Genomic DNA, 24,032 nt, shown 5'->3' on the forward strand with positions numbered 1-24,032 from the left:
CCCACGTATCGGCGGGGGATTATTGCAGGGACGGTACTTGCCGGGATGTACGTATTTTCACAGCTTGTCGTGATTCCCCTCATCACCCACCGGAGTCCCTGGGATGGGATTTGGTTTGTCGCGTTCGTCACCGTTGCACTTTTCCTCGCGGGGCACCTGATCCAGACAAAGCTCGCTGGGATTCTTCGCCGAGGTCGATAAAGTCGACCCAAACCAAAAACCCCGCATCCGAGAAATCGGATGCGGGGTTTTTTGTGGCTGGGTTAAGGGGTAACCAGCACCTTGACCTCGAGGCCGGTCAGCGAGGCGGCGAAGGCGTCGGCCGCGCGTTCCAGCGGGAAGGTGTTGGTGATGATGATGTCCTCATCCACGCCACCGGCGGCGATGATCTCGATCGCCTCGGCGTAGTCCTCGGCCAGGTACGTGGCCGCACCCTGCAGCTTCACCTGCATGTCCTGCATCGCGGGCAGCGGGACGGTGACCGGCCGCTGGGGCACACCCACAACCACCACGGTGCCACCCTTGCCAGTCAGGGCGAAGGCGGAGTCGATGGTCGGCTGGATCGAGACGCAGTCGAAGACCACGTCGGCGGTCTCGCCGAAGAACTCGTGGATGTCGGCGACCAGGGTCGGGGAGGCGGCGTCGAAGACGGCGTCGGCGCCGGCCTTGAGGGCGTGCTCACGCTTCTGCTCGAGCATGTCGGTCATCACCACGGCGCGGGCACCGTGATACTTGGCGGCGGCCAGCACGAGCAGGCCGATGGTGCCGCCGCCGAGTACGGCGACGGTCTTGCCGGTCAGGTCGCCGGCCAGACGGACGGCGTGAACCGGGGTGGCCAGCGGCTCGATGATCGCGGCCTGCTTGTCCGTCATTCCGGCGGGGACGATGTGCAGGCGGTCTGCGGGCACGGTGAACAGGTCTGCCATGCCGCCCTCGCGGAAGCCGCAGCCGAAGAAGCCGAGGTTGTCGCAGATGTTCTCGCGGCCGGTGCGGCACATCTTGCACTCGCCACAGGGAAGGGTGGGCTCGGGGGTCACCCGGTCGCCAACATTCACGTTGGTGACGGCCGATCCCACGGCCTCGACGATGCCCACAACCTCGTGGCCGGGGTAGTACGGGGGCTTCATGACGGGGTGGTGGCCGCGCAGGGCGTGGGTGTCCGAGCCGCACACACCCGAGACGAGCAGCGAGACCAGGGCCTCGTCCTCCAGAACCTCGGGAACGGGTTCGACAACGATCTCAAGGGTGTCTACGTCGCTGACTTTGACCCGACGACGGGTGGATTCGCTGATGCTCATGGTTTCCTTCGACATTGAATGTGAAAACGGGGTGTTTGTAGTATAGCTACATTTTAAGTCCGGGGAACCATCGGATCGAAAAATCTTCGGAGATTGGCAATTCATCCAAAACGGGAGATCAATTCCGCGTATTTACGGGAAATTTTGGCGATTGAAACCGTGAAATTGCGCCAAATTGGGGGAGTGCTGCGCAAGTGTGTACGACGGCGAGCTTTACATCTACGTAGTCTTGCTACATAATCGCTTCCAGGGCAGCGAATGGCCGCGAAATTCGGCAGTGAATCGATCTTAGTTCAGCGCCGCCCCGACTATCTCACCGGCGAGATGCGCTCCCCAGCACCCGCCGGTCACAACGAAGTGAAGGAGCACTGGGTACCTATGAACGCACACGGATCTTTCCCGCGCTGGACCAAGCGCGCGGCCGGAATCGCCACGATTATGGCCGTGGCCATCGGACTGAGCGCCTGCTCATCCGCGGCCGATGACAACAAGCCCGCCGCGGGCGGAGAAAAGGGCGACGTCCTGCTGGTGCAGGGCATCCGTAGCCTTTCCAACTCCTACCACGCCAACTGGGCCGCCGGCGGTGACCTGTTCGGTGAGAGCGTTGACAAGAAGGTCATCGTGCTCTCCGATGAGGCCGACTCGCAGAAGCAGCTTTCGCTGGTGAAGGGCCTCGCGGCCAAGGGCCAGGTCTACGCGCTGAACATCGACCCCAACACCTCCTCGGACACCGAGGCCATCGTGCGTGCGGTGACCGAGGCCGGTGGCTACGTCGTGACCCAGTGGAACAAGCCCGACGACCTCAATCCGTGGGACATCGGCGACCACTGGGTCGCCCACATCGCCTTCGACGGCACCGGCATCGGCAAGGACGTCTCGCAGACCCTGTTCGACTCGATGGGTGGCGAGGGTGGCATCATCGCCCTCCAGGGAATCCTCGATAACAAGCCCGCCAAGCAGCGCTTTGCCGGTCTGCAGGAGGCCCTGAAGGCCAACCCGGGCATCACCCTGCTGGATGACCAGACCGCCAACTGGAGCCGCACCGAGGCCCTCTCGGTGACCCAGACCCTGCTCGCCAAGCACGGCGACAAGGTCAAGGGTGTCTGGGCCGCCAACGATGAGATGGCCCTCGGCGCCCTGGAGGCGCTGAAGGCCGCGGGAATGGCCGGCAAGGTGCCGATCATCGGCTTCGACGCCGTTCCGCAGGCCCTGGATGAGATCAAGAGCGGCACCAATAAGTACGTGGCCACCGTCTCGACCGACCCGTGGTGGCAGGGTGGCGCGGCGCTCTCGCTGGCCTATAAGGCCGCAACCGGCGAGATCGACGTCTCCAAGCTCAGCCACGACCAGCGTGCGTTCTACGCCGAGCAGTCGATCGTGACCAAGGACAATGTCGAGAAGTTCACCCAGGCACCGACCCTGGAGGCGCTGAAGCCCGACCTGGACGACCCGTTCAAGCGCTTCTCCGCTCCGATCAACTAAGCCCGATTAGCTCCTAAGGAATTTCATGTCTCAATCCGGTCCCCAGGTTGCGGACGCTCCCGCCACCGGCACCCCCTCGCGGACTTCCGGTCCGACGCCCCCGGATCCCACCACTCCCGGCACCCTGGCCCGGGTACGCGGCCTGATCGGCGGCGGGGGCCCGGCGGTCGCGCTGGTGGTGTTGATCGCGTTCTTCTCGATCGCCACCCCCAACTTCTTCTCCGTGTCCAACGCGTCGAGCCTGCTGAGCCAGCTCTCGATCCTGCTGGTCATCTCGATCGGCCTCACCTTTGTCATCCTGCTGGGTAGCCTGGACCTCTCGGTGGAGGGCGTGATGGCCTCCTCGTCGCTGGTGTTTGTGCTGCTGGCCAGCAACGATCGAAACGATCTGAGTCTCGGGTTTATCGCGCTGATCGCCGGGGTGCTCACCGGCTCGCTGTTTGGCCTGCTGAACGGTGTGCTGCACGTCTATCTCCGGGTTCCCTCCTTCATGGTGACCCTGGGTACCGGCGCCATCGGCGTGGGTCTGGCCACCGTGCTGTTTGGCGGCCGGGCTCCGCGCCTGATGGATGACGGTTTGCGCGGGCTGGGCTTTGGTAACTTCGGGATCTTCCCCAAGCTCGCCCTGATTGCGATCCTGGTGCTGGTCGTGGCCCTGCTGGTGCAGAAGTTCACCCGCGTGGGCCGCTACGGCTACGCGATCGGTGGTGATGAGCCGGTGGTCCGCCTGTCCGGCGTGAACGTCGAGCGCTATAAGGTGCTCTCGTTTGTCCTGGCCGGAACCGGATCGGGAATCGCCGGCGTCATGGCCGCGATGCAGCTCGGTGTGGGCGATGTCTCGATCGGTGCGGGCTTCCAGTTCACCGCGATCACCGCGGTGGTTCTCGGCGGCACCGCCCTGGTGGGTGGCATCGGCGGCGTGGGCAAGACCCTGGTGGGTGCGGCGATCATCACCGTGCTGGCCAACGGCCTGATCCTGCTGGGTGTCAACCCGTACGTACAGATTTCAGTGCAGGGCCTGGTCATCGTGGTGGCCGTGGTCGCGACCGGCTGGTCGCTGCGCAAGCGAGTAAGGGCGATTAAGTAATGACCGATACGGTACTGGAGGTTCGAAACCTCCGTAAAGAGTTCCGCGGGGTTGTGGCCCTGGACGACATCTCCTTCGAGCTGCGCCGCCACGAGGTGGTGGGCCTGATCGGCGAGAATGGTGCGGGCAAGTCGACCCTGCTCAAGGTGCTCTCGGGCATCTACAAGCCAGACGGGGGAGAGATCCTGCGCGAGGGCAAAAAGGTCACGTTCCGCACCGCCGCCGAGTCCGCCGCGGCGGGCATCGGGATGGTGCACCAGGAGCAGTCGCTGGTGACCTCGATCTCGGTGGCCGAGAACATCTTCCTCGGCGTCGAGGGTGCCGGGGTTTCGGCGGGCGTCTATCGCTGGGGCACGCTGCGCACCCTCGCCCAGGAGCAGCTGGACAAGATCGGCTCGCCGATCTCCCCGAAGACCAAGGTCGAGCACCTGTCCTTTGCCGAGCGGCAGATGGTCGAGCTGGCTAAGGCCCTCTCGGTCGAGGAACGCGCGGATTCCGAGCCGGTGATCGTCCTGGACGAGCCCACCAGCGTGCTCGAGGGCGACGAGTTGGAGGTGCTCTTCGACCAGATCGATCGCCTGCGCAAGTTCGCCTCGATCGTCTTTGTCTCGCACCGCCTCGACGAGGTGCTGCGGGTCTCCGATCGAGTCTACGTATTCAAGGACGGCCAGTGTGTGGCCGTGCGCGACCGCTCCGAGGTCGACGTGGATGAGCTGCACCGCCTGATGGTGGGCCGCGAGAGCACGGCCGAGTTCTACCACGAGGCCAAGCAGACCGCGGTGGTGGATCAGCCCGTCCTGATGCAGGTCACCGGGCTCGGCAAAACCAAGGCCTTCGAGGATGTGAACTTCACGCTGCGGGCCGGCGAGGTCGTGGGCATCACCGGCGTGCTGGGCTCGGGCCGCGAGGAGCTCTCCCGCGTCCTGTTTGGGGCCGAGGGCTTCGATCAGGGCTCGATCACGCTCGGCGGCAAGTCCATCGGGCTGCGCTCGCCGGTGGAGGCCGTGCGCGCGGGCATCGGGTACATTCCGGCCGAGCGCCGGATCGAGGGGATCGCCCAGGGGCTGTCGGTTCAGGAGAACATCTTCCTCGCCGATCCGTCCACCGTGAGTGCCGGGCCATTCCTCAAGCCCCGCGCCGCCGCGGCCGCGGCCGACGAGTGGATCCGCAAGCTCAAGATCAAAACCCCGAACCGCGGCACCAACATCTCCAACCTCTCCGGTGGTAACCAGCAGAAGGCGGTGCTGGCCAAGTGGCTGACCTCGCCCCGACTAAAGGTACTGATCCTGGATCACCCCACCCGGGGACTCGACGTGGGGGCCAAGGAGGACGTGTACGGCTTCATTCGTGAGCTGTGCGCCCGCGGCATCGGCGTGATCCTGCTCGCCGACACCCTCGAAGAAACCATCGCGCTCAGCCACACCATCCTCGTGATGCGTGATGGCCGGGTGCAGCAGACCTTCGACGCACACCCCGGGAACAAGCCCCGGCCCGTCGATCTTGTGGAAGGAATGGTCTAGGCCATGGCGATACTCACCCCGACCCGCCCGCGTCAGGCGGCGGCCTCCGGCGTCACCGTGAAGGACCGGATCATCGCGGTCTTCCCCCTGCTGGTGCTGATCGTCCTGGTGCTGCTGGTGCTGACCCAGCAGCCCAACTTCCTGAGCTTGGCTAGCGTGCGTGGCCTGTTGGAGAGCATGGCGCCGATCCTGCTGCTGGCGATCGGCCAGACCTTCGTAATCCTCACCGGCGGGATCGACCTGTCCTTTGCCGTGGTGTCCTCGCTGAGCACCGTGCTCCTGGCGCTGTGGCTCCCGGACATGGGGGTCGGCGCGCTGATCCTCGTCCCGATCCTCGCCTGCCTGACCGGCGTGCTCACCGGAACCGTGGTGGCGTTTGCGCAGATCCCGTCCTTCATCGTGTCCCTCGGCGCGATGGGCTTGTGGACCGGTGTGGCGCTCACGCTCTCCTCGGCCTCGACCATCCGCATCTCCGCCAACTATGACGTGATCGGCTGGGTCACGGACATGCGGATCGCCGGACTGCCGGTGTCGGCGCTGCTGGCGATCCTGCTGGCGATCCTCATCTCGGTGGCGATCCGGGTTCTCAACCGCGGTCGCGCCCTGCACACCATGGGCCTGGCCGAGAACGCCCTGCTGATGTCGGGTAACCCGACTCGCGCCTACCGTATTCTCGCGTTCGCCCTGTGTGGCCTGTTCTCGGGCCTCGCCGGTGTGGTGCTGGCTTCGAGCCAGTACTCGGGTGGCCCCTCGCTCGGTGACACCCTGATGCTGCCCGCTATTGCGGCCGTGGTCATCGGTGGCAACGCGATCACCGGTGGTGTGGGTGGCCCGCTGAAGACCCTGGTGGGTGCGCTGATCATCGTGGTCCTGCGCGTGGGCCTGAACGCGATCGGCATCGACCCGGCATACGAGCAGATCATCTACGGTGCTGTCATCATCGGCGCCGTGGTGCTGACGATCGACCGCTCCCGCCTCGGCATCGTCAAATAGCCCCTCATATTCAAAGGAGAATCATGACCAAGACACCCCGCCTGATCGATCACATCGGCATCCTGGTGGAAAACCTGGAGGAGTCGATCGTGGCCTGGGAAAAGGCTACCGGTTACACCTTCGGCCCGATCGGCCGCTACCGCACCGAGCGCTGGCGCGACCACAGCGATGCGACCCCGCACCCGCACGACGCCCGGATTTCCTTCTCGGCCGAGGGTCCGCCCTTCATCGAGCTGATGGAGTTCCACGGCGAGGGCACCCACTCGGCCACGGAGGGCGAGGGCTTCCACCACTTCGGCTTCCTCGACTATCCCGAGGTCGAGTCGAAGATGGCCGAGCTGGCCGAAGCCGGCATCGGCCACGACGGTGAATCGCTGGATGAGGGCGGCCGCCCGATCCTCTGGTTCACCGAGAAGCGCGACCTGAACGGTATCCGCCTGGAATTCGTAGCCGCGACCCCGCAGCCCGTGGTCGCCGATGACGGTTCCGAGCTGGCCGAATCCCTGGTCACCCTGCCCGCCGGCTGGACCGATAAGGACTAGCGCCGAACGCGCGGAACGCCCGCCACTGATCAGTCAGCGGCGGGCGTTTCGTGGTTCCCGACTAGTTGGCGGTCGCGGTCGCGATGGCCCGGGTGAGGCGTTCGCGCTCGCGGATGATCCAGTCGCCCACCGGGTAGTTGAGCCGGAAGGCCTCGGCGAATTCGACCGGGTCCTCGCCCACGATGGCGGCGACCGGGGTGCCGTCGGCGGCCGCGGTCTCAAACAGGTCGGCCAGGTCCTCCAGCATGAGCATCAGCTCGGAACCCTTGCCCGGACCGAAGTACATCAGGTAGCGCTCCAGCGCATCGATGCTGGCCCGGTACGGCTGCGGGAGGGCGGCGGTGCGGGCCTTATAGGTGCGGTAACGCTTTTTCTCATCGATCATTTTTGATACAAACATGTTCCTGTCCCTTAGTCGTTGCGGAGGTGGTTGAGTCGCCCGGACAGGAAGGTCCAGGCGGTCCAGAATTCTTCGAGGTAGGTGTGCCCGCTCGCATTGAGCGTGAACACCTTGCGGGGCGGGCCCTTCTCGGAGGGGCGCTTCTCGATATCGACGAGCCCCTTCTGTTCGATCCGCACCAGCAGGGCATAGATCGTGCCCTCGGCGATCTCGGTAAACCCCTCATCGCGCAGCCGCGCGGTGATCTCATACCCGTAGGCGGGTTTCTCGGTGAGGATCGCCAGCACGATGCCCTCCAGCGTGCCCTTCAGCATCTCGGTCATCAGCTTGGCCATCGGCATCCTCTCAGTACTCAGTGTTGCTATCTACTAGTACATAGTAACGTTAAGTACCGAATGTGCAAGGGGTGATTTCGGCTCGTGGTGTCGCGGGCGTCGGGCGTAGGCTGACGGGAGTGGCCGCGGAAGTCTCGCGGCGGGAGAGGACACCATGCTTGCAGTTCACGCCGACCGCCCGGGCGGTCCCGAGGTTTTGACCGCGACCGAGACCGAGCGCCCCACACCTGGACCCGGCGAGGTCCTGATTCGGGTGCTGGCGGCCGGGCTCAACCGCGCCGACACCCTGCAGCGCGAGGGGCACTACCGCGTGCCGGCGGGGGCCACCGACATCCTGGGACTCGAGGTCTCCGGAAGCGTGGCCGCCCTGGGTGAGGGCGTCGCCGACGATGAGCGGGCTCCGTCGATCGGCGAGCCGGTCATGGCCCTGCTGGCCAGCGGCGGATACGCCGAATTTGTGAGCGTGCCGGTGGGGCAGGTGCTGCCGATCCCCGAGCGGATCGATCCGGTGCACGCCGCCGGGATCCCCGAGGTGGCCGCCACCGTGGTCTCCAACCTCAACCTGGTGGGTCGATTCCAGCCCGGAGAGACCGTGCTCATCCACGGCGCGACCGGCGGCATCGGGGTCTTCGCGATCCAGCTGGTGCACGCCCTGGGTGGCGTCGTCGCGGTCACCGCGAGCAGCACCGCCAAGTTGGAACAGGCACGCCTGCTGGGGGCGCGAATCCTGATCAACTACCGCGAGCAGGACTTTGCCGAGGTTATGGCCGAGCATGGCGGGGCCGATGTCATCCTCGACACCGTGGGTGGAAGCTACCTTGAGCGCAACGTCCAGGCACTGCGCCGCGGCGGCCGGATCGTGACCATTGCCGTGCAGGGTGGCGCGCGTGGTGAACTCGACTTCGGCGCGCTGATGACCAAGAAGGCGAGCGTTTCGGCAACCACGCTGCGGGATCGATCCGTGGCCGAGAAGACCGAGATCATGGACGCCGTGCGCCGGATCGTCCTGCCGCTGCTGGAATCGGGCCAGGTGCGCCCGGTCACCGACTCGATCTATCCGCTCGCCGAGGTGGCCGCGGCCCACGCCCACTTCGACACCGGCACCCACCTGGGCAAGGTGTTGCTGGACTGCCGCCCGAGCGAGTAGGGTCCCGCAAAAACTAAACGCCACTGCCCGCACACCTCGGGGTGTGCGGGCAGCGGCGTGTGCGGCGGGCGACTAGGCGGCCGGTTCGGCGGATTTCCTGGTGTTGGTCAGGACGCCGGAGAGGGCAAACGCCAGGATTCCGGCAATCGGAACCACCAGCAGGCCGAAGCGCAGCGAGGAGTTGTCTGCGATCAGACCCACCAGCGGAGGCGAGACCAGGAAGCCCAGGCGCATCAGCCAGGACACCACGGTCACGCCGGTGCCGGCGCGCAGTCCGGGGAGCTCGTCGGCCTGCTGCATGGCCGCGGGGACGAGTGTCGCGACACCGAATCCGGCGGCGGCGAATCCGGCGATCGTCCCGGGAATGCTCGGAAAGGCGAGGGCGGTGCCCATGCCGATGGCGGTGATCAGGCCACCCACGCGGGCAACGGTGCGCTGGCCGAAGCGGTCAACCAGGCGGTCGCCCAGCAGGCGTCCGATGAACTGGGCTCCCACGAGCGCCACAAAACCGGTGGCGGCAATCGCCGCCGGGGCGCCGAGGTTGTTCCCCAGGTACACGGCGGCCCAGGTGGACCCGGCATCCTCCACCAGGGTTCCGGCAATCGCGATCACCACGAGCGCCACCACCATAAAGATCAGGCGCGGGCTGAGCGCCGAGCGCAGCTTTGAGGCGGTTTCCTCGCCCACCGGGTTGGCCACCAGGCCCGCATCCTCATCCTTGCCGGGCAGGCAGAAGCGCAGTGCGATGATCGCGACCACCGAGAACAGGATGCCGGAAATGGTCAGGTGCACCGAGCGCGGCAGGCCCAGGGCGATCGCCCCGGCGGCCATACCGCCGCCCAGCACCGCGCCGATCGACCACACCGCGTGGAACGAGTTGATGATCGAGCGCCCGAATCGGCGCTGCACCCGCAGGCCGTGCGTGTTCTGGCCCACATCGGTGATCGAGTCCATCGCCCCGGCAAAAAACAGCGCGGCGGCAAACAGCGGGAACGAGGGGGAGAAGCCCACCAGGATCGTGCCCAGGGCGGTCAGGATGGTTCCGATTGCCGCGGCCCGGGCCGAACCCAGACGGCGGATGATCGTGGCGGCGGCCAGCCCGGCGATGATCGCCCCGGCGGGGAACGCGGCGATCGCCAGTCCATAGGCGGCATTATCCAGCGCGAGGTCGGCCTTGATGCCGGGGTAGCGCGGCACCACGTTGGCAAACAGCGCGCCGTTGGTGAGGAACAGGACCGCCACGGCGATCCGCGCGCGGCGTACCTCGAGGGTGGGCTGGGAAGTCTGAGTCTTTTTCACGAGGGCTTTCGTCGTTCGGTCGAGGGTCGGGGGGATGCCCGGATGACGCGTCTACACTGCGGCACACTAGCATCAGGCGGGGTACGGATGCCAAAGGTGTCAGCTGGGTGATGTTCGATTTCGCAGAATGGACAGCGGCCAGGGGCGACGCTCGGTGCGGGCCTGGCCAAAATCGATTCCGGCCAGGTCGGCGTCCAGTCGGTCGGCACCGGTGAAGTGGTGGGTCTGCAGGCCCAGGGTGATCGCGGTCTCGATGTTCTCGCGGCGGTCATCGATGAACAGGGTTTCCCGCGGCGTGGTTTCGGTCACGGCCAGAGCGGTTTCAAAGATCCGCGTCCCGGGTTTGACCATGCGCAGCTCGCAGCTGAACAGCATGAGCGAGAAGATCTCCCGCATCGCCGCGAATCTGCTCACGGCATCGGCGAGGTCCTGCGGGGCGTTGGAGAGCAGGGTGAGGCGGGCGCCGCGGCGGTGGGCATCCCGCAGGGCTTCGATGGTGTCGAAGTTGAGGTGGATGTTGCCGGCCAGATCCAGGCGGCGCAGCTCGGCGAGTTCCTCGACGGAGGCCGCGCGGCCCAGCACCTCGGCCCAGTACCCGTGGGCGTGCCGTCCGCGATCGTACTCCTCGCGAAAGCGCCAGTAGCGTTCGTGAAAGTCGCCGGGGGCCATGCCCACCATGGCGGCCATTCCGGCGGCGGCGAGTGCGGGTTGGGCCACGCAGATTACCTCGCCATAGTCCACAAGCAGGTGTGTTGTCATCGGCGGTTGCCGTCCTTCCCGATCACAAAATGCGATCGAGCAATCATCATATATGTTCATACGAACAAGTCAAATGTTCGTAACCGAGATGTCAAAGTCCCGGATTTCGGCGATTGCGCATGGGGGAATTCGCCGGGTTTGATCACAAAACCTTTCAAACGAACATTTTGGGTGTATCTTTGGCTTATGAGTGGAAACGCCCGGCATGAGGCCATTTTGGAAACCCTGCAGTCCCGCGGACGCGTGGACGTCACCGAGGTGGCCTCGCGCTTTTCGGTGTCCGAGGTGACCGTGCGTCGCGACCTCGACCAGCTCGCCCAGGCGGGAATCCTGCGTCGGGTGCGCGGAGGCGCTGTGAGTGTGCGCATGCGCGGGGAGGGGATGCCGTTTGCGATGCGCAAGCTGGAGTCCTCGGCGGCCAAGGAGCGCATCGCGATCGCCGCCGCCGCCCTCGTGGTGGATGGTGAGGCCGTGTGCGTGGATAGCGGCACCACGGGGGCCGAGCTGGCCCGGCAGCTGGTTAATCGTCGACTGACGATCATGCCCTTTAGCGTGCAGGCCCTCATGGTTCTGGCGGGAAGCCCCACCGCCCGCATCCTGCTACCCGGCGGTGCCGTGAACCCCGACGAGGGGGCGATCGTGGGGCCGCTCGTGGAGCAATCCCTGCGCGGTCTGCGGTTTGACACGGTGTTCCTGAGCTGCTGCGGGGCCTCCCTTGATGAGGGTGTCACGGCCCACGATCTGGAGGATGCGGCGGCGAAGCGGGCGATGCTCGCCTCGGGGCGGCGCGTGGTCCTGATCGCCGAGGGGTCTAAATTTGGCCGCTCGGCGATGTCGATCACCTGCTCGCTGCGCGAGGTCGACCTGGTGGTGACCGATGAGTCGGCCCCGCTCGATGTCCTGGAGCAGCTGCGGTCCGAGGGTATCGAGGTCATCGTCGCCTAGGTTTCTGGGTGTTTCGGGGGAAATTTGCGCACCGATTGCGTGACATAGGTAAAAGACCTACGCTTCTGTCATGGGCACCGAGGGTGCCGATGAGAGGAGCGAAGATGTCGCGAACCATAAACCCCCTGAAGCGTGAGGTAGCCCGATGAGTGGCACCCTGCGCTTTGACACCCTGGTATCGGGGCTGGCGCCGATTACCGGTGCCCCGCTCCCCGGCGGCGAGCAGCCCAGCTGGTCGCCGCTGACGCACACCCTGATCTTTGGGGAGCGCGATGCGGTCCTGGTGGACCCGCCGATTACCGCCGCCCAGACCGAAACGCTGGCCGACTGGATCGCCGCCCATGAGCGCCGCCTGATCGCGATCTATATCACCCACGCCCACGCCGATCACTGGCTGGGCACCGCTCGACTTCTCGAACGCTTCCCCGAGGCGCGGGTCTACGCGGGCGAGGCGGCGACCGCGCGCATCTTTGCCGACACCGCCGACGGCACCCCCGGCGCGCTGTGGGCTACCCTCTTCCCCGAGCAGCTGCCCACCCCGATCCGATTCCCGGTTGAGCCGGCACCCGCGGCGGGCATCGAGCTCGAGGGGGAGCGCCTGCACTCGATTGCCGTGGGGCACTCGGACATGGATGACACCACGGTGCTGCACGTCCCCGCCCTGGATCTGGTGGTGGGCGGCGATATCGTCTACAACAACGTGCACCTCTACCTCGCCGAGGCCAGGAATGGGGGCTTCGAAGCCTGGCACCGCGCCCTGGATGCCGTGGAGGCGCTGAATCCGGCTGCGACGATTGCCGGACACAAGGACGCCTCCCGGGATGATTCTCCAGTGAACGTGGACGAGACCCGCCGCTATCTGCGCGACGCCGAGGACATCCTGGGTACCGCCACGACGCGGCTGGAATTCTTCACCGCCCTGACCGCGCGCTATCCCGAACGGGTGAACGCGTACACGACCTGGCTCTCGGCCCTGCGCCTCTTTGACCGCTAACCCCCGAAGGACATCATCATGACCAGCTATCTCGGCTCGGGAGACCCCGCCACCCACCGCACCGACTACACCCCCGAATGGTTAGGCAACCTCGCCGAGGACGTGACCCTGGAGGCCTCGGTTCTCAACGGCATCCTGCGCGGCCCCGAGGCCGTGCGCACCATTCTCGGCTTTGCGCGCACCCTCTACGACTATCAGGAGTTCAACTTTGTGGGCCCCTACGGCGACAACGGGTTCGTCGAGGATTACACCGCAACCTTCCGCGGCAACCCGATCGGCAGCGTCGTGGTGATCAACTTCAACGCGGCCGGACAGGCTCAGCAGATCATCATCAACCACCGCCCGCTGACCTCGGTGGTGCGCTGGACCACGATCATGCGGGAGCACTTTGCCGGTACCGAATATGAGCCCTATTTTCTGAGCGCGGCGGAGCTGGCCGAGCTGGGCTAGTCCGCCGTGCGCGGCTCGGTGGCCGAGCTGGGCTAAGCCACCACGCACCGCCGCGCCAGTTCAACCCACCGCGCCCGTCTGGTCGCCCGATCGGCCAATTCCGCGCCTGAATGCACGAAAAAACGGGCCGCGAAGCGTGTGCTTCGCGGCCCGTTTGTGTCGGCTCCCTAGTCGAACGAGGCGGAACCCGAATCGGTTTCGCGATCGCTCATTCGGGCGTAGCCGGCCAGGCCCGCCTTCATCGCCTCGAAGTCGGCAAAGTGGGCCTCGCCGCGGCGTAGCGACACCGCGGTCGAGAGGATATCGATCACCACGAGTCCCGCCAGCCGGCTGACCGTGGGCGTGTAGATATCCGTGTTTTCGAAGGTTTTGGCCACGATCTTGACGTCGCACACCCGCATCATCGGGGTGTCATCGTCCCCGCTGATGCCGATCACCGTGGCACCGCGCGAGCGTGCCATCTCGGCCACCCGCATGGTCGAGCGGGTGCGGCCGGTGTTGGAGATGACCACAAACGTGGTCTCGGGATCGGTCATCGCCGCGGCCATGAACTGCTGGTGGGTGTCGCTCGGGGCGCTGCAGGGAATCCCGAACAGCTGCGCCTTTTGCAGCGCATCCTGGGCGATCAAGCCCGAGGCCGAGAGGCCGATGAAGACCAGCGCGCGCGAGCCGAGGATCGCGGTCACCGCCTGCTCCATCTGATCCGGGTCGAGGAAACGACGCGATCGGTCGATGCTGGAGATCGTCTGATCGAAGATCTTGCTCGCCAGTTCGGCCACCGAGTCGCCCCGGTTCATCGCCGATTCCACCGAGGGAACCCCGAGGATCAGCGCCTGGGCGAGGGCCAGCTTGAAGGCCTGGAACCCGTCGAAGCCGAGTCCCGTGCAGAATCGCATGACCGTGGGCTCGGATACCCCGGCCCGGGCGGCCACCGCGGACATCGAGGATTCCATCACGAAGGTGGGATCCTCGGTGACCAGTTCGGCGACCTTGCGTTCGGACTTACGCAGAGAATCGAGAGACTCTTTCAGACGCTCAAAGAGTGATGTTTGCGAGGTGCTCTCCATCCTATGCATCCTAGTGCTATTGCCCGGTGAGCGCGGCAAGGAGGTTCTCCACGGCGGCCTCGGCGGCGCGCCGAGTGCTCGCCCCGGTGAACGCGCCGATATGCGGGGTGAGCAGGGTCTGCGGGTGCGAGAGGACCGCATCCAGGACCGGGGGTTCGGTCGCGAACGCATCCACCGCGTAGGCGGTCAGGGTCCCGTCGGCGTAGGCGTCCAGCACCGCCGCGTGATCCACCAGCGCCGATCGGGCGGTGTTGATCAGCACGCTCCCGGTGGGCAGCAGCGCGAGCTGATCGCGGCCCACCAGCGGAGTGCCGTCGGCGGGCGGGGGCGCGTGCAGGGTCACCACGTTGGACACCCGGAACAGGGTGGCCAGGTTCACCAGCTCCACGCCCTCGGGTGCCTCGGTCACAAACGGATCAAACGCGACCACGCGACCGCCCAGCTGCAGGATCGTGGCGGCCACGTGGCGACCGATCGCCCCGAACCCGACGATACCGACGGTCACCTCGGCGACCTCCCGTCCGCGCGAGCGCGCCCATCCGCCCTCGTGCAACAGGGTGTTGGCGGCGGGGATCTGGCGCAGCGATCCGAGGATCAGGCCCAGCGCGAGCTCGGCCACGCCGCGGGCGTTGGCCCCGCGTGCGGTCTCGATCCGGATGCCCCGGGCGGAGGCCGCGGCGAGGTCGATCGAATCGGCCCCGGCCCCGTTGCGGCTGATCACCCGGAGGTTTCCGGCGGCCGCCAGAATCTCGGCGTCAATGGGCTCCACCCCGGCGATCCAGCCGTCGATATCGCCCACCAGGTCGCGCAGCTCGGCGGCCTCGGGCTGGCGCCCGGCCGGGCCCGAGACGATCTCGAATCCGGCCGCGCGCAGCGGTTCCAGCAGCGGATGGGTTGCCGCGTCCTCGGCGGTGAGTGAGCGCGGGGTGACCAGAATCTTTCCGGGCATCGCGCTAGCCCTTGGTGCTCGAAGCCAGACGGGAGAGCTCGTCAAAGCTCGGACCCGAGGTGGGAATGGTGACATCGAAGACCTCGGCGATGACCTGGGTCCAGCCGTGCAGGAAGTACACCCAGCCGTCAACCACCGTGACATTCAGCGCGGGATCCTGGGCGCGAGCCTGGTCGAGGAAGATCAGGTCGCCGCGGTAGTTGAGGTCCCAGACGATCGCGTCCTGCGGGAACACCACCGCGTTTGTCAGCGGGGATCCGGGGGCGTCCTTGCCGAGGCCGGTCGCATTGATGATGACCGATCCCGCCGGCAGATTCGCGACGATCGCGTCACTCAGTTCGGGCTTGGGGGTCAGCCGCACGGTGACCGGGACCCGCGGGTCCGAGGTGGCCAAGACCTCGGCCAGGTCGTCCAGGCGCTGCCGGCTGCGGTTCGCCACGATGATCTCGCGCGGGTGCGCGGCCCGCTCGGTCCGGGAGAGATACCAGGAGATCGCGATGGCCGATCCGCCCGCCCCGATCACAAACACGTCGGGGTTGTACCGGGTGAGGTGGGCGGGGGAGAGGAACGCGTCGAGGGCCAGGCCCGACGAGATCGGGTCCTTGGCATGGGCGATCAGGCGACCATCCCGCTTGGAGATACTGGAGATCTCGTTCATCAGGGTTGCCAGCGGATCCTCCTCATCAAAGAGGTCGCGGGCGGCGGCAAACAGGTCGAGCTTATGCGTGGTGACCAGGGCGCCGCGGCTCAGCGGATCGTTCTTGATGAACTCGACCACGCGTCGATACTGCTCGGCGGGGGCGTGCAGCGGCAGGTCGATGCCCACCAGCACGGCGTCGCCGAGTCCGAGTTCGGCGGCCCACAGCGGGAACACCTGGCGGATCGAGGAGGACCCGGTGGTCACCCCGATGAAGTACATCGTGGGGGCGGTGGCCGGGACCAGGGTGTCGGCGGTGAGGGTAACGGGGGCGCTCATTTGGTGGTGTCCTTATCGCGGAGGAGCGCGCGGGCCTGGGTGAGGGCACGCGCGGCGTTGTCACGGATGGTGTCGAATTCGCCGGCCTGGATCAGCGCTCGCGGGGCGATCCAGGTGCCGCCGGCGGCGATCACACGCGGGATGCGCAGGTAGTCGCCGAGGTTGTCCGGGGTCACGCCGCCGGTGGGCATCACGTGGCGCAGGCCCGAGGCGGCGAGCGGTGCCAGCAGGGCCGAGAGGGCCTTGGCCCCGCCGTTGAGTTCGGCGGGGAAGAACTTAACGGTGTCGAAGCCGTCCTCGACCGCGGCCATGATCTCCGAGGCGGTTGCGGCCCCGGGAATCAGCGGCAGTCCCGCCTCGCGGGCGGTCCGGCCGAGCAGCGGCGTATAGCCGGGGGAGACGCCGAACCGGGCCCCGGCTGCCTGCGCGTCGATCACGTTGGCCGGGGTGAACAGGGTGCCCACACCCACGTAGAACTCGGGGAGTTCGGTGGCGATCTGGCGGATGGACTCCAGGGCGTCGGGGGTGCGCATCGTCACCTCGATCGTGGTGAGCCCGGCCTCGGCCAGGGCGCGCGCCAGCGGAATCGCGAAGCGTGCCTCGGGGATTTCGACCACGGGGACGATCCCGAACCCTGCCAGCAGGGCGAAGGGATCCGTGGGGGAGTCCGCGGAGGTCTTCTGTGCGCTCGCCGCGGCTCGTGCGTCGGCTACCCGCGTGCTCATGCGTTCACGCCCACGCGGTAGCCGGTGTGCTCGGGGTTGGGCACGCTCGCCCAGCCGCCGCGTCCGTCGGTGACCACGAGCTCCTTCATCCCGGCGGCGTCGCCGATGATCGCGTAGTCCTGGCCGGCGTCGGCCGCATAGGTAAAGAGGGTGACAAAGGGCTCGGTGCCCACGTTGATCGAGCGGTGGATCCAGTGTCCGGGCACGTTCACGGCCTCGCCCGGGGTCAGCTCGACCGCGGCGCTCCGGCCGTCGATGGTCTCCAGTAGCATGACGCCGTGGCCGGCCAGGCAGTAGTACAGTTCGGCGCGGTTCTCGACCGCGTGGATGTGGCCGCGGGTCACCGCAAACTCGGTCCCATAGGTTCCGGGCAGCAGCGTGCTGGTGCCGATCACCAGCGCACCCTCCGCATCGGAGTAGCGGTGCTCCTCGACCGAGTACACCAGGGTGTCGGCGCCGTGCTTTTCCACTGCCGCCCGATAGGCCGCGTCGTCGCGGTAGACCCCGGCCATGTCGCCGAGGAACTTCTCGTAGCGACGGGTGTTGCCGGTGAGGTCCCCATTGGGGTGGACCCGAAGCGGAACCGGAATATCTACGCTGATGCTCATTGTTCTCCTAGGTGGGTGGATTTGGTAGTAATACTACATAATTAAGGATGTGAACGTGCACATTTGGGCGAGATTGCCAAATTAAGCCCAATAATTCGTGCCGGACATCGATTTGTCTGTAGTATTACTAAAAATCAGGAATTTAGCCCCGTGTCCCCACACGCGGCCATCGTTCTTCCGTATTCACCGTCGAATTCGTGCGAGAGGTTTGTCATGAAAGCAATCGTTTTCCGAGAGGGTTCCCAGTGGGCCGTCGAATCCATCGAGAAGCCGGTTCCCGGCCCCGGCGAGGCGCTGCTGCGGGTCATCCAGACCGGCGTCTGCGGCACCGATGAGCACCTGCTGCACGGCGGATTCATCGCCAAGTTCCCGCTGATTCCCGGCCACGAGATGGTCGGCGAGGTGGTTGAGCTGGGTCCGGGCGAGGCCAACGCGGTGGTCGGCGACAACGTCGTGGTGGACAACACCGTGCTGTGTGGCAAGTGCCACGCCTGCCGCGAGGGCAACGACCTGTTCTGCGAGAACTTCGGCTCGCTCGGCTGCAACATGCCCGGCGGATTCGCCGAGTACGTGGTGGTCGATTCCAGCAAGGTGTACCCGATCGGGGACCTCGACCCCGACGTGGCCGTCTTCGCCGAGCCCACCGCCTGCGCCGTGCACGGCGTGGACATCCTGAACCTCAAGCCCGCCTCGGACGTGCTGATCTTCGGTGCCGGCCCCACCGGTCTGATCCTCTCCCAGCTGCTGAAGACCGCGGGTGCCGCCCGCGTCACCGTGGCCGCGCCGACCGCCTCCAAGCTCGAGGTGGCCACCGCACTTGGAGCCGACCACACCGTCCAGGTGGATCGCTCAAACCCCGAGGCCGCCTCGGCGGCGCTGCGCGACATCGCCCCGCGCGGATTCGACGCGGTCATCGAGGCCACCGGCTCGACCGCGGTCCTGGAGCTCGCCGTGAGCCACACCAAGACTGGCGGCACCGTGCTGGTCTACGGTCTGGCCGGCGAAAACGACACCGCGGCGATCAAGCCCTATGAGGTGTTTAGCCGTGAGCTGACCATCAAGGGATCCTACGCACAGGTGCACTGCCTGGGCCGCGCGCTGTTTGCGCTGCAGACCGGACGGGTGCGCACCGAGGGCCTGATCACCTCCAAGCTCAACCTGGACACCTTCGACCAGGCGCTGGCCAACCTGCACGATTCCGAGCAGATCAAGACCATTGTCTCGTCGCGATAGCGTGTCATGATCATCTCCCACGACCTCGGAACCACCGGTAATAAGGCGACCCTGGTGGCCAATGACGGCCGCCTGATCGCCGCCGTCACCGTTCACTACGACACCGATTTTGGCCTCGGCGGTAAGGCCGAGCAGTATCCCCTCGCCTGGTGGGACGCCCTCGCCCAGGCCACCCGTGAGCTGCTGGCCTCGGCCGGTGCGCGGCCCGAGGACATCGACGTGGTGTCCTTCTCGGGGCAGATGATGGGGGTGGTGGCCATCGATGACGCCGGGGATCCGGTGTTCCCCTCGATCATCTGGGCCGACACCCGGGCCACCGCGCAGACTGTCCGGCTGCTCGATGTGGTGGGGATGGAGCGCGGCTATCAGATCACCGGGCACCGGCTGAACCCCACGTATTCGCTGGCCAAAACCATGTGGCTGCGCGATACCTCCCCCGATGCCTTTGCCCGCGTGCGTCGCATCCTGCTGGCCAAGGACTTTATCGCCTTCAAGCTGACCGGCGTGCAGGTCACCGATCGCTCGGATGCGTCGAGCACCAACGCCTACGATCAGCGCGCGGGCACCTGGTCCGAGGAACTGATCGCCGCCTCGGGGCTGTCGCGGGAAATCTTCCCGGAGATCGTGGACTCCACCACGGTCATCGGCACAATCACCGCCGATGCGGCCCGGGCCACCGGCCTGCTGGCGGGAACCCCCGTGGTCATCGGTGGTGGCGACGGGCCGATGGCCGCGCTCGGCGCCGGAATCATCGACGCGAGCTCGGGGGCGTATGCGTGCATGGGGTCGTCCTCGTGGGTATCGGTCGCCGCGGATGCGCCGCTCTATGATCCGCAGATGCGTTCGATGACCTTCAACCACGTGATCCCCGGCCGCTTTGTCCCCACCGCCACGATGCAGGCGGGCGGGGCCTCGCTGCAGTGGATCGTGGATACGCTCTCCCCGGCGACCGCCGCCGACTACGCCGAACTCCTCGACGCCGCCGAGAACCGGCAGGCCTCGGGGGAGGGACTGTACTTCCTCCCGCACCTGTTGGGGGAGCGCTCGCCCTACTGGAACCCGCACGCCCGCGCCGCGTTTGTGGGCCTGCTGCGCCATCACGACCGCGGACACCTGACCCGCGCGGTGCTGGAAGGGGTCGCGTTCAACCTGCTCACCGGGCTGCGTGCGTTCGCCGACTGTGGCACCGATGTGGACCGGATCGACGTGATCGGCGGGGCGGCCAACGCCTCGGCGCTGCTGCAGATCTTCGCCGACATGTGGGGCATGCCGGTCGCCCGGCGCGATTTGGTGGACGAGGCCGGGGCGATCGGCGCGGCCGTGGTGGCCGGAGTCGGCGTGGGCATATTCGACAACTTCGAGGTGGCCGCGACGCTGTCCAAGCGGAGCACGGGGTATGAGCCGAACCCCGAGGCGACCGCGCGCTACGCCCGCGAGTATCCGGTATTCCTCGACGCGTATGCGCGCCTGGAACCGTGGTTTGATGCGCTGGCGGCGGGTGGCTCGGATGCCTGAGTCGCGCAGGGTGCACACGGTACCCGCATCCGACTCGGCGAATCCCGGGGTCAGCTCGGGACCGAACCTGTCTGGCTCGGCGTCGACAGATCGCGAGGCTTCCCCGCGGGTGACGCCCGCCGCGGGCATCATCCGCACCGTCGGCGGCGATATTGCCCCCGAGGACCTCGGCCGCACCAACTATCACGAGCACCTGTTCCAGGTCTCGCCCCTGCTGGCCGGGGACGAACTCGACAACGAGGAAGCCTCGGGACACGAGGCGATCTCGCTGGTCGAGTCGGGCTTTGGCGCGATGATCGAGGCAACCCCGATGGGACTCGGTCGAAACCCGGCGGCGGTCGCACGGATTGCCGCGCGGGCGGGGCTGCACGCGGTGCACGTGACCGGCGCGCACCACGGCGGGCACTATCCCGAGGTACACCCGATTCGGGCACTGACCGAGGACGAGCTGGTCGATCGCTGGACCGCGGAGATCCGCCACGGGTTCGGGGAGGATCCGGGGGCGGTAGCCTCTATCTCTGCGTCCAACGTGCGCGCGGGCATGCTCAAGGCGGGGATCCGTTACTGGCAGATCGGTCCGTTCGAGCGGCGCGCGCTGGCCGCGGTCGCCCGCACCCACGCCGAAACCGGGGCCGCAATCATGGTGCACCTGGACTATGGATCCGCGGCTCACGAGGTCCTGGACCTCCTGGAACGGGACGGCGTATCCCGGGACCGTGTGGTGCTCGCGCACATCGACCGCAACCTGGACTCGGGCCTGCACGCGGATCTGATCGCCTCGGGTTCCTACCTCGGCTATGACGGCCCGGCCCGGCACCGTGAGGCGCCGGATCAGGCGATCCTCGAGTGCCTGGAGCGCGTGGTGGCCCGGGTCGGATCGGACCGGATCCTGCTCGGTGGCGACGTCGCCCGAGCCTCCCGCTACCTCGCCTACGGCGGCATGCCCGGCCTGGAATACCTCGGCCGTCGCTTCATTCCGCGCCTCGAGGTACGCCTCGGTGCCGACCGCGTCGACGCCCTCCTCGCCGACAACGCCGCCCGCCTGCTCACCCTCGCGGTGAACGGCGGCTAGCCAGACACACAGAAAACCCCGCGTCCGATGTGGACGCGGGGTTTTGTGTACGCCGGTCTAGGCGTGCTTGGTCAGGCGGGTGAGCATGTCCGGAGCCGTGCGGTCGAGGATCCGGCCGCCCCAGCGCACACCGATCCAGTAGAACAGCGCGCCGATGCCCAGGCCCACCGGGAGGGTCAGCCAGATCAGCAGCGCCGATCCGGTGACCGCGCCGACGATCATCAGGATCAGGGCGGGCAGGCTCAGGACGATCAGCGCACCCATGCTGCCGAAGGTCCCGGCGAGGGAGAGCACACCCGAACCGGGCTTGGAGGCCCAGGGGCTGTCCGCGGGGTCGGGCACGGGCATCAGGAAGAAGGCCGATTCCACCGAGGAGACGCCGTTTCCGGCCAGGATCATCCCCAGGCTCACCCCGAGCACCGCGGGGAGCAGGTGAACGCCGCCGGAGATGACCGCCACGATCACCGCGATCACGATGGTCATCGGGACGATCAGGGTCATAAACGCCCAGGCGCGTCCACGCCGGTCATCGATGCCGCGCACCCCGTGGGCCACGTGGGCGGCAAACGCGGTGCCGTCGAAGGCCAGGTCCACAAACGTCGCGGTGGCTACAAAGAGCAGCATGAACGGCGTCGCGAACGCCAGTACCTCGGGGCCGCCCTCGGTCTGCCGGGTGATGAACCAGAACAGGAACGGCATCAGCGGCACCAGGATCAGGCTGCGTGCATAGCGGGGATCCCGGAACCAGTAGATCAGGCAGCGGGCGGCAATTGCCCCGGCCGGGTTGGCCGGGAAGAAGCGGAACGGACCGCGCGCATCGCGCACCCGTCCGGTGGAGGAGGAGCGGGTGGCCGAAGCGTTGACGCTGGCCGCATACGCAACCTGCCACAGCCAGTACACCACTGCGACGCTCGCCACGGCGACCAGCAGGTGCAGGATCGCGCCCAGTGGATCCCCGGCGGCCACCGCGGCCGGAACCGCCCAGACCGCGCCAACCGGGGTCCAGGAGGCCACCGCGGCGATACTCGGGAACAGGCTGATGGAGAGGACGATGCCGCCGGAGAGCCCGGCGATCAGCGGCCCGAGCAGGATGATTAGGACCAGCAGCACGGTCCCGATGATCTCGCGATAGCGGCGACTCATCGCCAGCCGGGTGGCCAGGGTCAGGACCAGCTGGGACACCAGCAGGCAGGTGACCAGCGCGATCGGCGCGCAGATCACCGCGACCACCGCCGCCAGCGGCGAGCGGATCCAGGCCAGGGCGGTCAGCGCCGAAACCAGCAGGGTGATGATGCCGGGGATCCCCAGCGCTCCGGCGAGGAGCGTGCCCCAGCGTAGGGAGGTTTGGGAGATCGGGAACGTCGCGAACCGGGCCGGATCCAGGGTGCGATCGGCACCCGCGGTGGCCAGCGGAACAATGCCCCAGCCGAGCACCAGAACCGAGCCCACGGTGATCAGGATCACCCCGGTGTATTGATCTGCATTGATCCCCAGCACCACCAGTGACACCAGCGCCATGCCCAGGATGCCCAGGCCGTAGAGCGCACCGATGATCGCGCCCACCAGCTGCCAGGTGTTGCGGCGCAGCGAGTTCCACATGATCTGATAGCGCAGCTTGACCAGCACCCTGACGATGCTGGGCTGCTTGGCCGTGACCGGGGCGGGGGCTAGAAGCTGCGCAGCCACTCGGGGCCCTCCTGCTGGTGGCGGCCGCCGACAAGCTGGACGAAGCGGTCTTCCAGGGTTGATCCGGCGCGCACCTCATCGACGGTGCCCGCGGCGACCACACGACCGGCGGCGATCACGGCCACATGGTCACACATGCGCTCGACCAGGTCCATCGAGTGGCTGGACACGATCACCGTGCCGCCCCCGGCCACGTAGCCGTGCAGGATGTCGCGGATGTTCGCGGCCGAGACCGGATCCACCGACTCAAACGGTTCATCCAGCACCAGCAGGCGCGGGGCGTGGATCATGGCGCAGGCCAGTGCGATCTTCTTGGTCATACCGGCCGAGTAGTCCACCACCAGGGTGTTTGCTGCCTGCTGCAGGTCGAGCAGGCCGAGCAGGTCGGTGGTGCGGGTCGCGACGGTTTCGGCGTCCAGGCCCGAGAGGAGTCCGTGGTAGGTGACCAGCTGCTGGCCGGTCAGGCGGTCAAACATGCGCACGCCGTCGGCGAGGTTACCCACCAGGCGCTTGGCTTCGACCGGGTTTTCCCACATGTCCACGCCGTAGATCAGCGCGGTGCCAAACTCGGGACGCAGCAGGCCGGTCGCCATCGACAGGGTCGTGGTTTTACCGGCGCCGTTGGGGCCCACCAGACCGTAGAAGGAACCCTGGGGGATCGTGAGGTTGATGCCGTTGACCGCGATCTTCTCGCCAAAACGCTTGGCGAGGCCGCGGATCTCCATGGCCGGGGTGCCGGGGGCAGCCTGGGCACCGAAGGGGGCGGGGGTCGCCTGGGCGACATCGGCCGCGGGCACGGTGGCGGGCTGCGCGGGAGCGGCCTCGGTACCGGGGGCGGGGGTGTCCAAACCGGCGGCGAACTGTGCGGGCACGGCGGCGGGCTGCGGTGATGGCTGCGGGATTCCCTGGGGCGGGATGGGGTCGGTCATCGGGTCCTTCCGGATGGTCGC

At 66.9% G+C, this 24,032-nt stretch carries 24 protein-coding genes; 12 read left to right on the forward strand and 12 right to left on the reverse strand.

What is annotated here, in order from left to right; translation table 11 throughout:
• Positions 1-263 precede the first annotated feature (263 nt).
• Complete coding sequence (locus IE92_RS0100555) at positions 264-1,298, reverse strand: zinc-dependent alcohol dehydrogenase (protein WP_030142929.1); 1,035 nt, start codon at positions 1,296-1,298, stop codon at positions 264-266.
• 378 nt (positions 1,299-1,676) lie between these two features.
• Between IE92_RS0100555 and IE92_RS0100560 the strand changes: the two genes are divergently transcribed.
• The 5 genes from IE92_RS0100560 to IE92_RS0100580 are packed head-to-tail and all read left to right on the forward strand — an operon-like array spanning position 1,677 to position 6,922.
• Positions 1,677-2,780, forward strand: a complete 1,104-nt coding sequence (locus IE92_RS0100560) for a sugar ABC transporter substrate-binding protein (protein WP_030142930.1) — start codon at positions 1,677-1,679, stop codon at positions 2,778-2,780.
• 25 nt (positions 2,781-2,805) lie between these two features.
• A complete protein-coding gene (locus IE92_RS0100565; protein ID WP_081863768.1) occupies positions 2,806-3,867 on the forward strand; it encodes an ABC transporter permease in 1,062 nt (353 codons plus the stop codon).
• Complete coding sequence (locus IE92_RS0100570; protein ID WP_030142932.1) at positions 3,867-5,387, forward strand: sugar ABC transporter ATP-binding protein; 1,521 nt, start codon at positions 3,867-3,869, stop codon at positions 5,385-5,387. The genes IE92_RS0100565 and IE92_RS0100570 overlap by 1 nt, the downstream gene beginning before the upstream one ends.
• Positions 5,388-5,390: 3 nt before the next feature.
• Entirely contained in the window at positions 5,391-6,380 is a 990-nt protein-coding gene (locus tag IE92_RS0100575) for an ABC transporter permease (RefSeq protein WP_030142933.1), read from the forward strand.
• Between the two features lie 23 nt (positions 6,381-6,403).
• Entirely contained in the window at positions 6,404-6,922 is a 519-nt protein-coding gene (locus IE92_RS0100580) for a VOC family protein (RefSeq protein ID WP_030142934.1), read from the forward strand.
• A 61-nt stretch (positions 6,923-6,983) separates the two neighbouring features.
• Here IE92_RS0100580 and IE92_RS0100585 read toward each other — a convergent pair whose 3' ends face one another.
• Together IE92_RS0100585 and IE92_RS0100590 are read right to left on the reverse strand one after the other, a co-directional pair.
• The gene (locus IE92_RS0100585) at positions 6,984-7,322 is read right to left on the reverse strand and encodes a DUF1048 domain-containing protein (protein ID WP_030142935.1); all 339 of its coding nucleotides are present in this window, start codon (positions 7,320-7,322) and stop codon (positions 6,984-6,986) included.
• Positions 7,323-7,333: 11 nt separating this feature from the next.
• Positions 7,334-7,657, reverse strand: a complete 324-nt coding sequence (locus IE92_RS0100590; protein WP_030142936.1) for a PadR family transcriptional regulator — start codon at positions 7,655-7,657, stop codon at positions 7,334-7,336.
• 154 nt (positions 7,658-7,811) lie between these two features.
• Here IE92_RS0100590 and IE92_RS0100595 point away from each other — a divergent pair, with 154 nt between their 5' ends.
• Positions 7,812-8,804 carry an NAD(P)H-quinone oxidoreductase gene (locus IE92_RS0100595; RefSeq protein WP_030142937.1) on the forward strand — a complete coding sequence of 331 codons (993 nt, stop codon included), beginning with the start codon at positions 7,812-7,814 and terminating at the stop codon, positions 8,802-8,804.
• A gap of 72 nt (positions 8,805-8,876) precedes the next feature.
• Here IE92_RS0100595 and IE92_RS0100600 read toward each other — a convergent pair whose 3' ends face one another.
• Both IE92_RS0100600 and IE92_RS17020 read right to left on the reverse strand, forming a co-directional pair.
• Entirely contained in the window at positions 8,877-10,103 is a 1,227-nt protein-coding gene (locus IE92_RS0100600) for an MFS transporter (protein WP_030142938.1), read from the reverse strand.
• 99 nt (positions 10,104-10,202) lie between these two features.
• A complete protein-coding gene (locus IE92_RS17020) occupies positions 10,203-10,862 on the reverse strand; it encodes an HAD-IA family hydrolase (protein WP_051701435.1) in 660 nt (219 codons plus the stop codon).
• 186 nt (positions 10,863-11,048) lie between these two features.
• Here IE92_RS17020 and IE92_RS0100610 point away from each other — a divergent pair, with 186 nt between their 5' ends.
• From IE92_RS0100610 to IE92_RS0100620, 3 genes are all read left to right on the forward strand, one after another.
• Complete coding sequence (locus IE92_RS0100610) at positions 11,049-11,807, forward strand: DeoR/GlpR family DNA-binding transcription regulator (RefSeq protein ID WP_030142940.1); 759 nt, start codon at positions 11,049-11,051, stop codon at positions 11,805-11,807.
• Positions 11,808-11,952: 145 nt separating this feature from the next.
• The gene (locus IE92_RS0100615) at positions 11,953-12,801 is read left to right on the forward strand and encodes an MBL fold metallo-hydrolase (protein ID WP_030142941.1); all 849 of its coding nucleotides are present in this window, start codon (positions 11,953-11,955) and stop codon (positions 12,799-12,801) included.
• A gap of 18 nt (positions 12,802-12,819) precedes the next feature.
• A complete protein-coding gene (locus tag IE92_RS0100620; protein ID WP_051701436.1) occupies positions 12,820-13,251 on the forward strand; it encodes a hypothetical protein in 432 nt (143 codons plus the stop codon).
• 167 nt (positions 13,252-13,418) lie between these two features.
• On the opposite strand, the gene IE92_RS0100625 is transcribed toward IE92_RS0100620, so the two are convergent.
• Genes IE92_RS0100625 through IE92_RS0100645 form a run of 5 tightly spaced genes read right to left on the reverse strand, consistent with a single transcriptional unit; the run spans position 13,419 to position 17,576 of the window.
• Positions 13,419-14,318 carry a MurR/RpiR family transcriptional regulator gene (locus tag IE92_RS0100625; RefSeq protein ID WP_162178470.1) on the reverse strand — a complete coding sequence of 300 codons (900 nt, stop codon included), beginning with the start codon at positions 14,316-14,318 and terminating at the stop codon, positions 13,419-13,421.
• A 16-nt stretch (positions 14,319-14,334) separates the two neighbouring features.
• Positions 14,335-15,267 carry an NAD(P)-dependent oxidoreductase gene (locus IE92_RS0100630; protein WP_030142944.1) on the reverse strand — a complete coding sequence of 311 codons (933 nt, stop codon included), beginning with the start codon at positions 15,265-15,267 and terminating at the stop codon, positions 14,335-14,337.
• Positions 15,268-15,271: 4 nt separating this feature from the next.
• Positions 15,272-16,243, reverse strand: a complete 972-nt coding sequence (locus IE92_RS0100635; protein WP_051701437.1) for a shikimate dehydrogenase family protein — start codon at positions 16,241-16,243, stop codon at positions 15,272-15,274.
• Positions 16,240-16,968: a bifunctional 4-hydroxy-2-oxoglutarate aldolase/2-dehydro-3-deoxy-phosphogluconate aldolase gene (locus IE92_RS0100640; RefSeq protein ID WP_081863770.1), complete on the reverse strand. Its 729-nt coding sequence runs from the start codon at positions 16,966-16,968 to the stop codon at positions 16,240-16,242. The genes IE92_RS0100635 and IE92_RS0100640 overlap by 4 nt, the downstream gene beginning before the upstream one ends.
• A complete protein-coding gene (locus IE92_RS0100645; RefSeq protein ID WP_051701438.1) occupies positions 16,965-17,576 on the reverse strand; it encodes a glucose-6-phosphate isomerase family protein in 612 nt (203 codons plus the stop codon). Before IE92_RS0100645 ends, IE92_RS0100640 begins: the two co-directional genes overlap by 4 nt.
• Before the next feature lie 213 nt (positions 17,577-17,789).
• Here IE92_RS0100645 and IE92_RS0100650 point away from each other — a divergent pair, with 213 nt between their 5' ends.
• From IE92_RS0100650 to IE92_RS0100660, 3 genes are read left to right on the forward strand one after another with little or no spacing between them, the layout of a single operon-like run.
• Positions 17,790-18,809 carry a zinc-dependent alcohol dehydrogenase family protein gene (locus IE92_RS0100650; protein WP_051701439.1) on the forward strand — a complete coding sequence of 340 codons (1,020 nt, stop codon included), beginning with the start codon at positions 17,790-17,792 and terminating at the stop codon, positions 18,807-18,809.
• A gap of 6 nt (positions 18,810-18,815) precedes the next feature.
• Entirely contained in the window at positions 18,816-20,324 is a 1,509-nt protein-coding gene (xylB, locus tag IE92_RS0100655; RefSeq protein ID WP_030142949.1) for a xylulokinase, read from the forward strand.
• The gene (locus IE92_RS0100660; protein WP_081863831.1) at positions 20,317-21,396 is read left to right on the forward strand and encodes a phosphotriesterase family protein; all 1,080 of its coding nucleotides are present in this window, start codon (positions 20,317-20,319) and stop codon (positions 21,394-21,396) included. Before xylB ends, IE92_RS0100660 begins: the two co-directional genes overlap by 8 nt.
• 57 nt (positions 21,397-21,453) lie before the next feature.
• Here IE92_RS0100660 and IE92_RS0100665 read toward each other — a convergent pair whose 3' ends face one another.
• A complete protein-coding gene (locus IE92_RS0100665) occupies positions 21,454-23,082 on the reverse strand; it encodes a hypothetical protein (RefSeq protein WP_051701440.1) in 1,629 nt (542 codons plus the stop codon).
• Positions 23,064-24,011: an ABC transporter ATP-binding protein gene (locus IE92_RS0100670; RefSeq protein ID WP_081863832.1), complete on the reverse strand. Its 948-nt coding sequence runs from the start codon at positions 24,009-24,011 to the stop codon at positions 23,064-23,066. Before IE92_RS0100670 ends, IE92_RS0100665 begins: the two co-directional genes overlap by 19 nt.
• Positions 24,012-24,032: the final 21 nt, after the last annotated feature.

The organism is Mycetocola saprophilus, from assembly GCF_000718085.1.
GTDB lineage: Bacteria > Actinomycetota > Actinomycetes > Actinomycetales > Microbacteriaceae > Mycetocola > Mycetocola saprophilus.

Excerpts from the sequence above, each read along its gene's own strand:
- IE92_RS0100555 (WP_030142929.1), bottom strand. The coding sequence starts at position 1,298 with ATGAGCATCAGCGAATCCACCCGTCGTCGGGTCAAAGTCAGCGACGTA.
- IE92_RS0100560 (WP_030142930.1), top strand. The coding sequence starts at position 1,677 with ATGAACGCACACGGATCTTTCCCGCGCTGGACCAAGCGCGCGGCCGGA.
- IE92_RS0100565 (WP_081863768.1), top strand. The coding sequence starts at position 2,806 with ATGTCTCAATCCGGTCCCCAGGTTGCGGACGCTCCCGCCACCGGCACC.
- IE92_RS0100570 (WP_030142932.1), top strand. The coding sequence starts at position 3,867 with ATGACCGATACGGTACTGGAGGTTCGAAACCTCCGTAAAGAGTTCCGC.
- IE92_RS0100575 (WP_030142933.1), top strand. The coding sequence starts at position 5,391 with ATGGCGATACTCACCCCGACCCGCCCGCGTCAGGCGGCGGCCTCCGGC.
- IE92_RS0100580 (WP_030142934.1), top strand. The coding sequence starts at position 6,404 with ATGACCAAGACACCCCGCCTGATCGATCACATCGGCATCCTGGTGGAA.
- IE92_RS0100585 (WP_030142935.1), bottom strand. The coding sequence starts at position 7,322 with ATGTTTGTATCAAAAATGATCGATGAGAAAAAGCGTTACCGCACCTAT.
- IE92_RS0100590 (WP_030142936.1), bottom strand. The coding sequence starts at position 7,657 with ATGGCCAAGCTGATGACCGAGATGCTGAAGGGCACGCTGGAGGGCATC.
- IE92_RS0100595 (WP_030142937.1), top strand. The coding sequence starts at position 7,812 with ATGCTTGCAGTTCACGCCGACCGCCCGGGCGGTCCCGAGGTTTTGACC.
- IE92_RS17020 (WP_051701435.1), bottom strand. The coding sequence starts at position 10,862 with ATGACAACACACCTGCTTGTGGACTATGGCGAGGTAATCTGCGTGGCC.
- IE92_RS0100610 (WP_030142940.1), top strand. The coding sequence starts at position 11,049 with ATGAGTGGAAACGCCCGGCATGAGGCCATTTTGGAAACCCTGCAGTCC.
- IE92_RS0100615 (WP_030142941.1), top strand. The coding sequence starts at position 11,953 with ATGAGTGGCACCCTGCGCTTTGACACCCTGGTATCGGGGCTGGCGCCG.
- IE92_RS0100620 (WP_051701436.1), top strand. The coding sequence starts at position 12,820 with ATGACCAGCTATCTCGGCTCGGGAGACCCCGCCACCCACCGCACCGAC.
- IE92_RS0100625 (WP_162178470.1), bottom strand. The coding sequence starts at position 14,318 with ATGGAGAGCACCTCGCAAACATCACTCTTTGAGCGTCTGAAAGAGTCT.
- IE92_RS0100630 (WP_030142944.1), bottom strand. The coding sequence starts at position 15,267 with ATGCCCGGAAAGATTCTGGTCACCCCGCGCTCACTCACCGCCGAGGAC.
- IE92_RS0100635 (WP_051701437.1), bottom strand. The coding sequence starts at position 16,243 with ATGAGCGCCCCCGTTACCCTCACCGCCGACACCCTGGTCCCGGCCACC.
- IE92_RS0100640 (WP_081863770.1), bottom strand. The coding sequence starts at position 16,968 with ATGAGCACGCGGGTAGCCGACGCACGAGCCGCGGCGAGCGCACAGAAG.
- IE92_RS0100645 (WP_051701438.1), bottom strand. The coding sequence starts at position 17,576 with ATGAGCATCAGCGTAGATATTCCGGTTCCGCTTCGGGTCCACCCCAAT.
- IE92_RS0100650 (WP_051701439.1), top strand. The coding sequence starts at position 17,790 with ATGAAAGCAATCGTTTTCCGAGAGGGTTCCCAGTGGGCCGTCGAATCC.
- xylB (WP_030142949.1), top strand. The coding sequence starts at position 18,816 with ATGATCATCTCCCACGACCTCGGAACCACCGGTAATAAGGCGACCCTG.
- IE92_RS0100660 (WP_081863831.1), top strand. The coding sequence starts at position 20,317 with ATGCCTGAGTCGCGCAGGGTGCACACGGTACCCGCATCCGACTCGGCG.
- IE92_RS0100670 (WP_081863832.1), bottom strand. The coding sequence starts at position 24,011 with ATGACCGACCCCATCCCGCCCCAGGGAATCCCGCAGCCATCACCGCAG.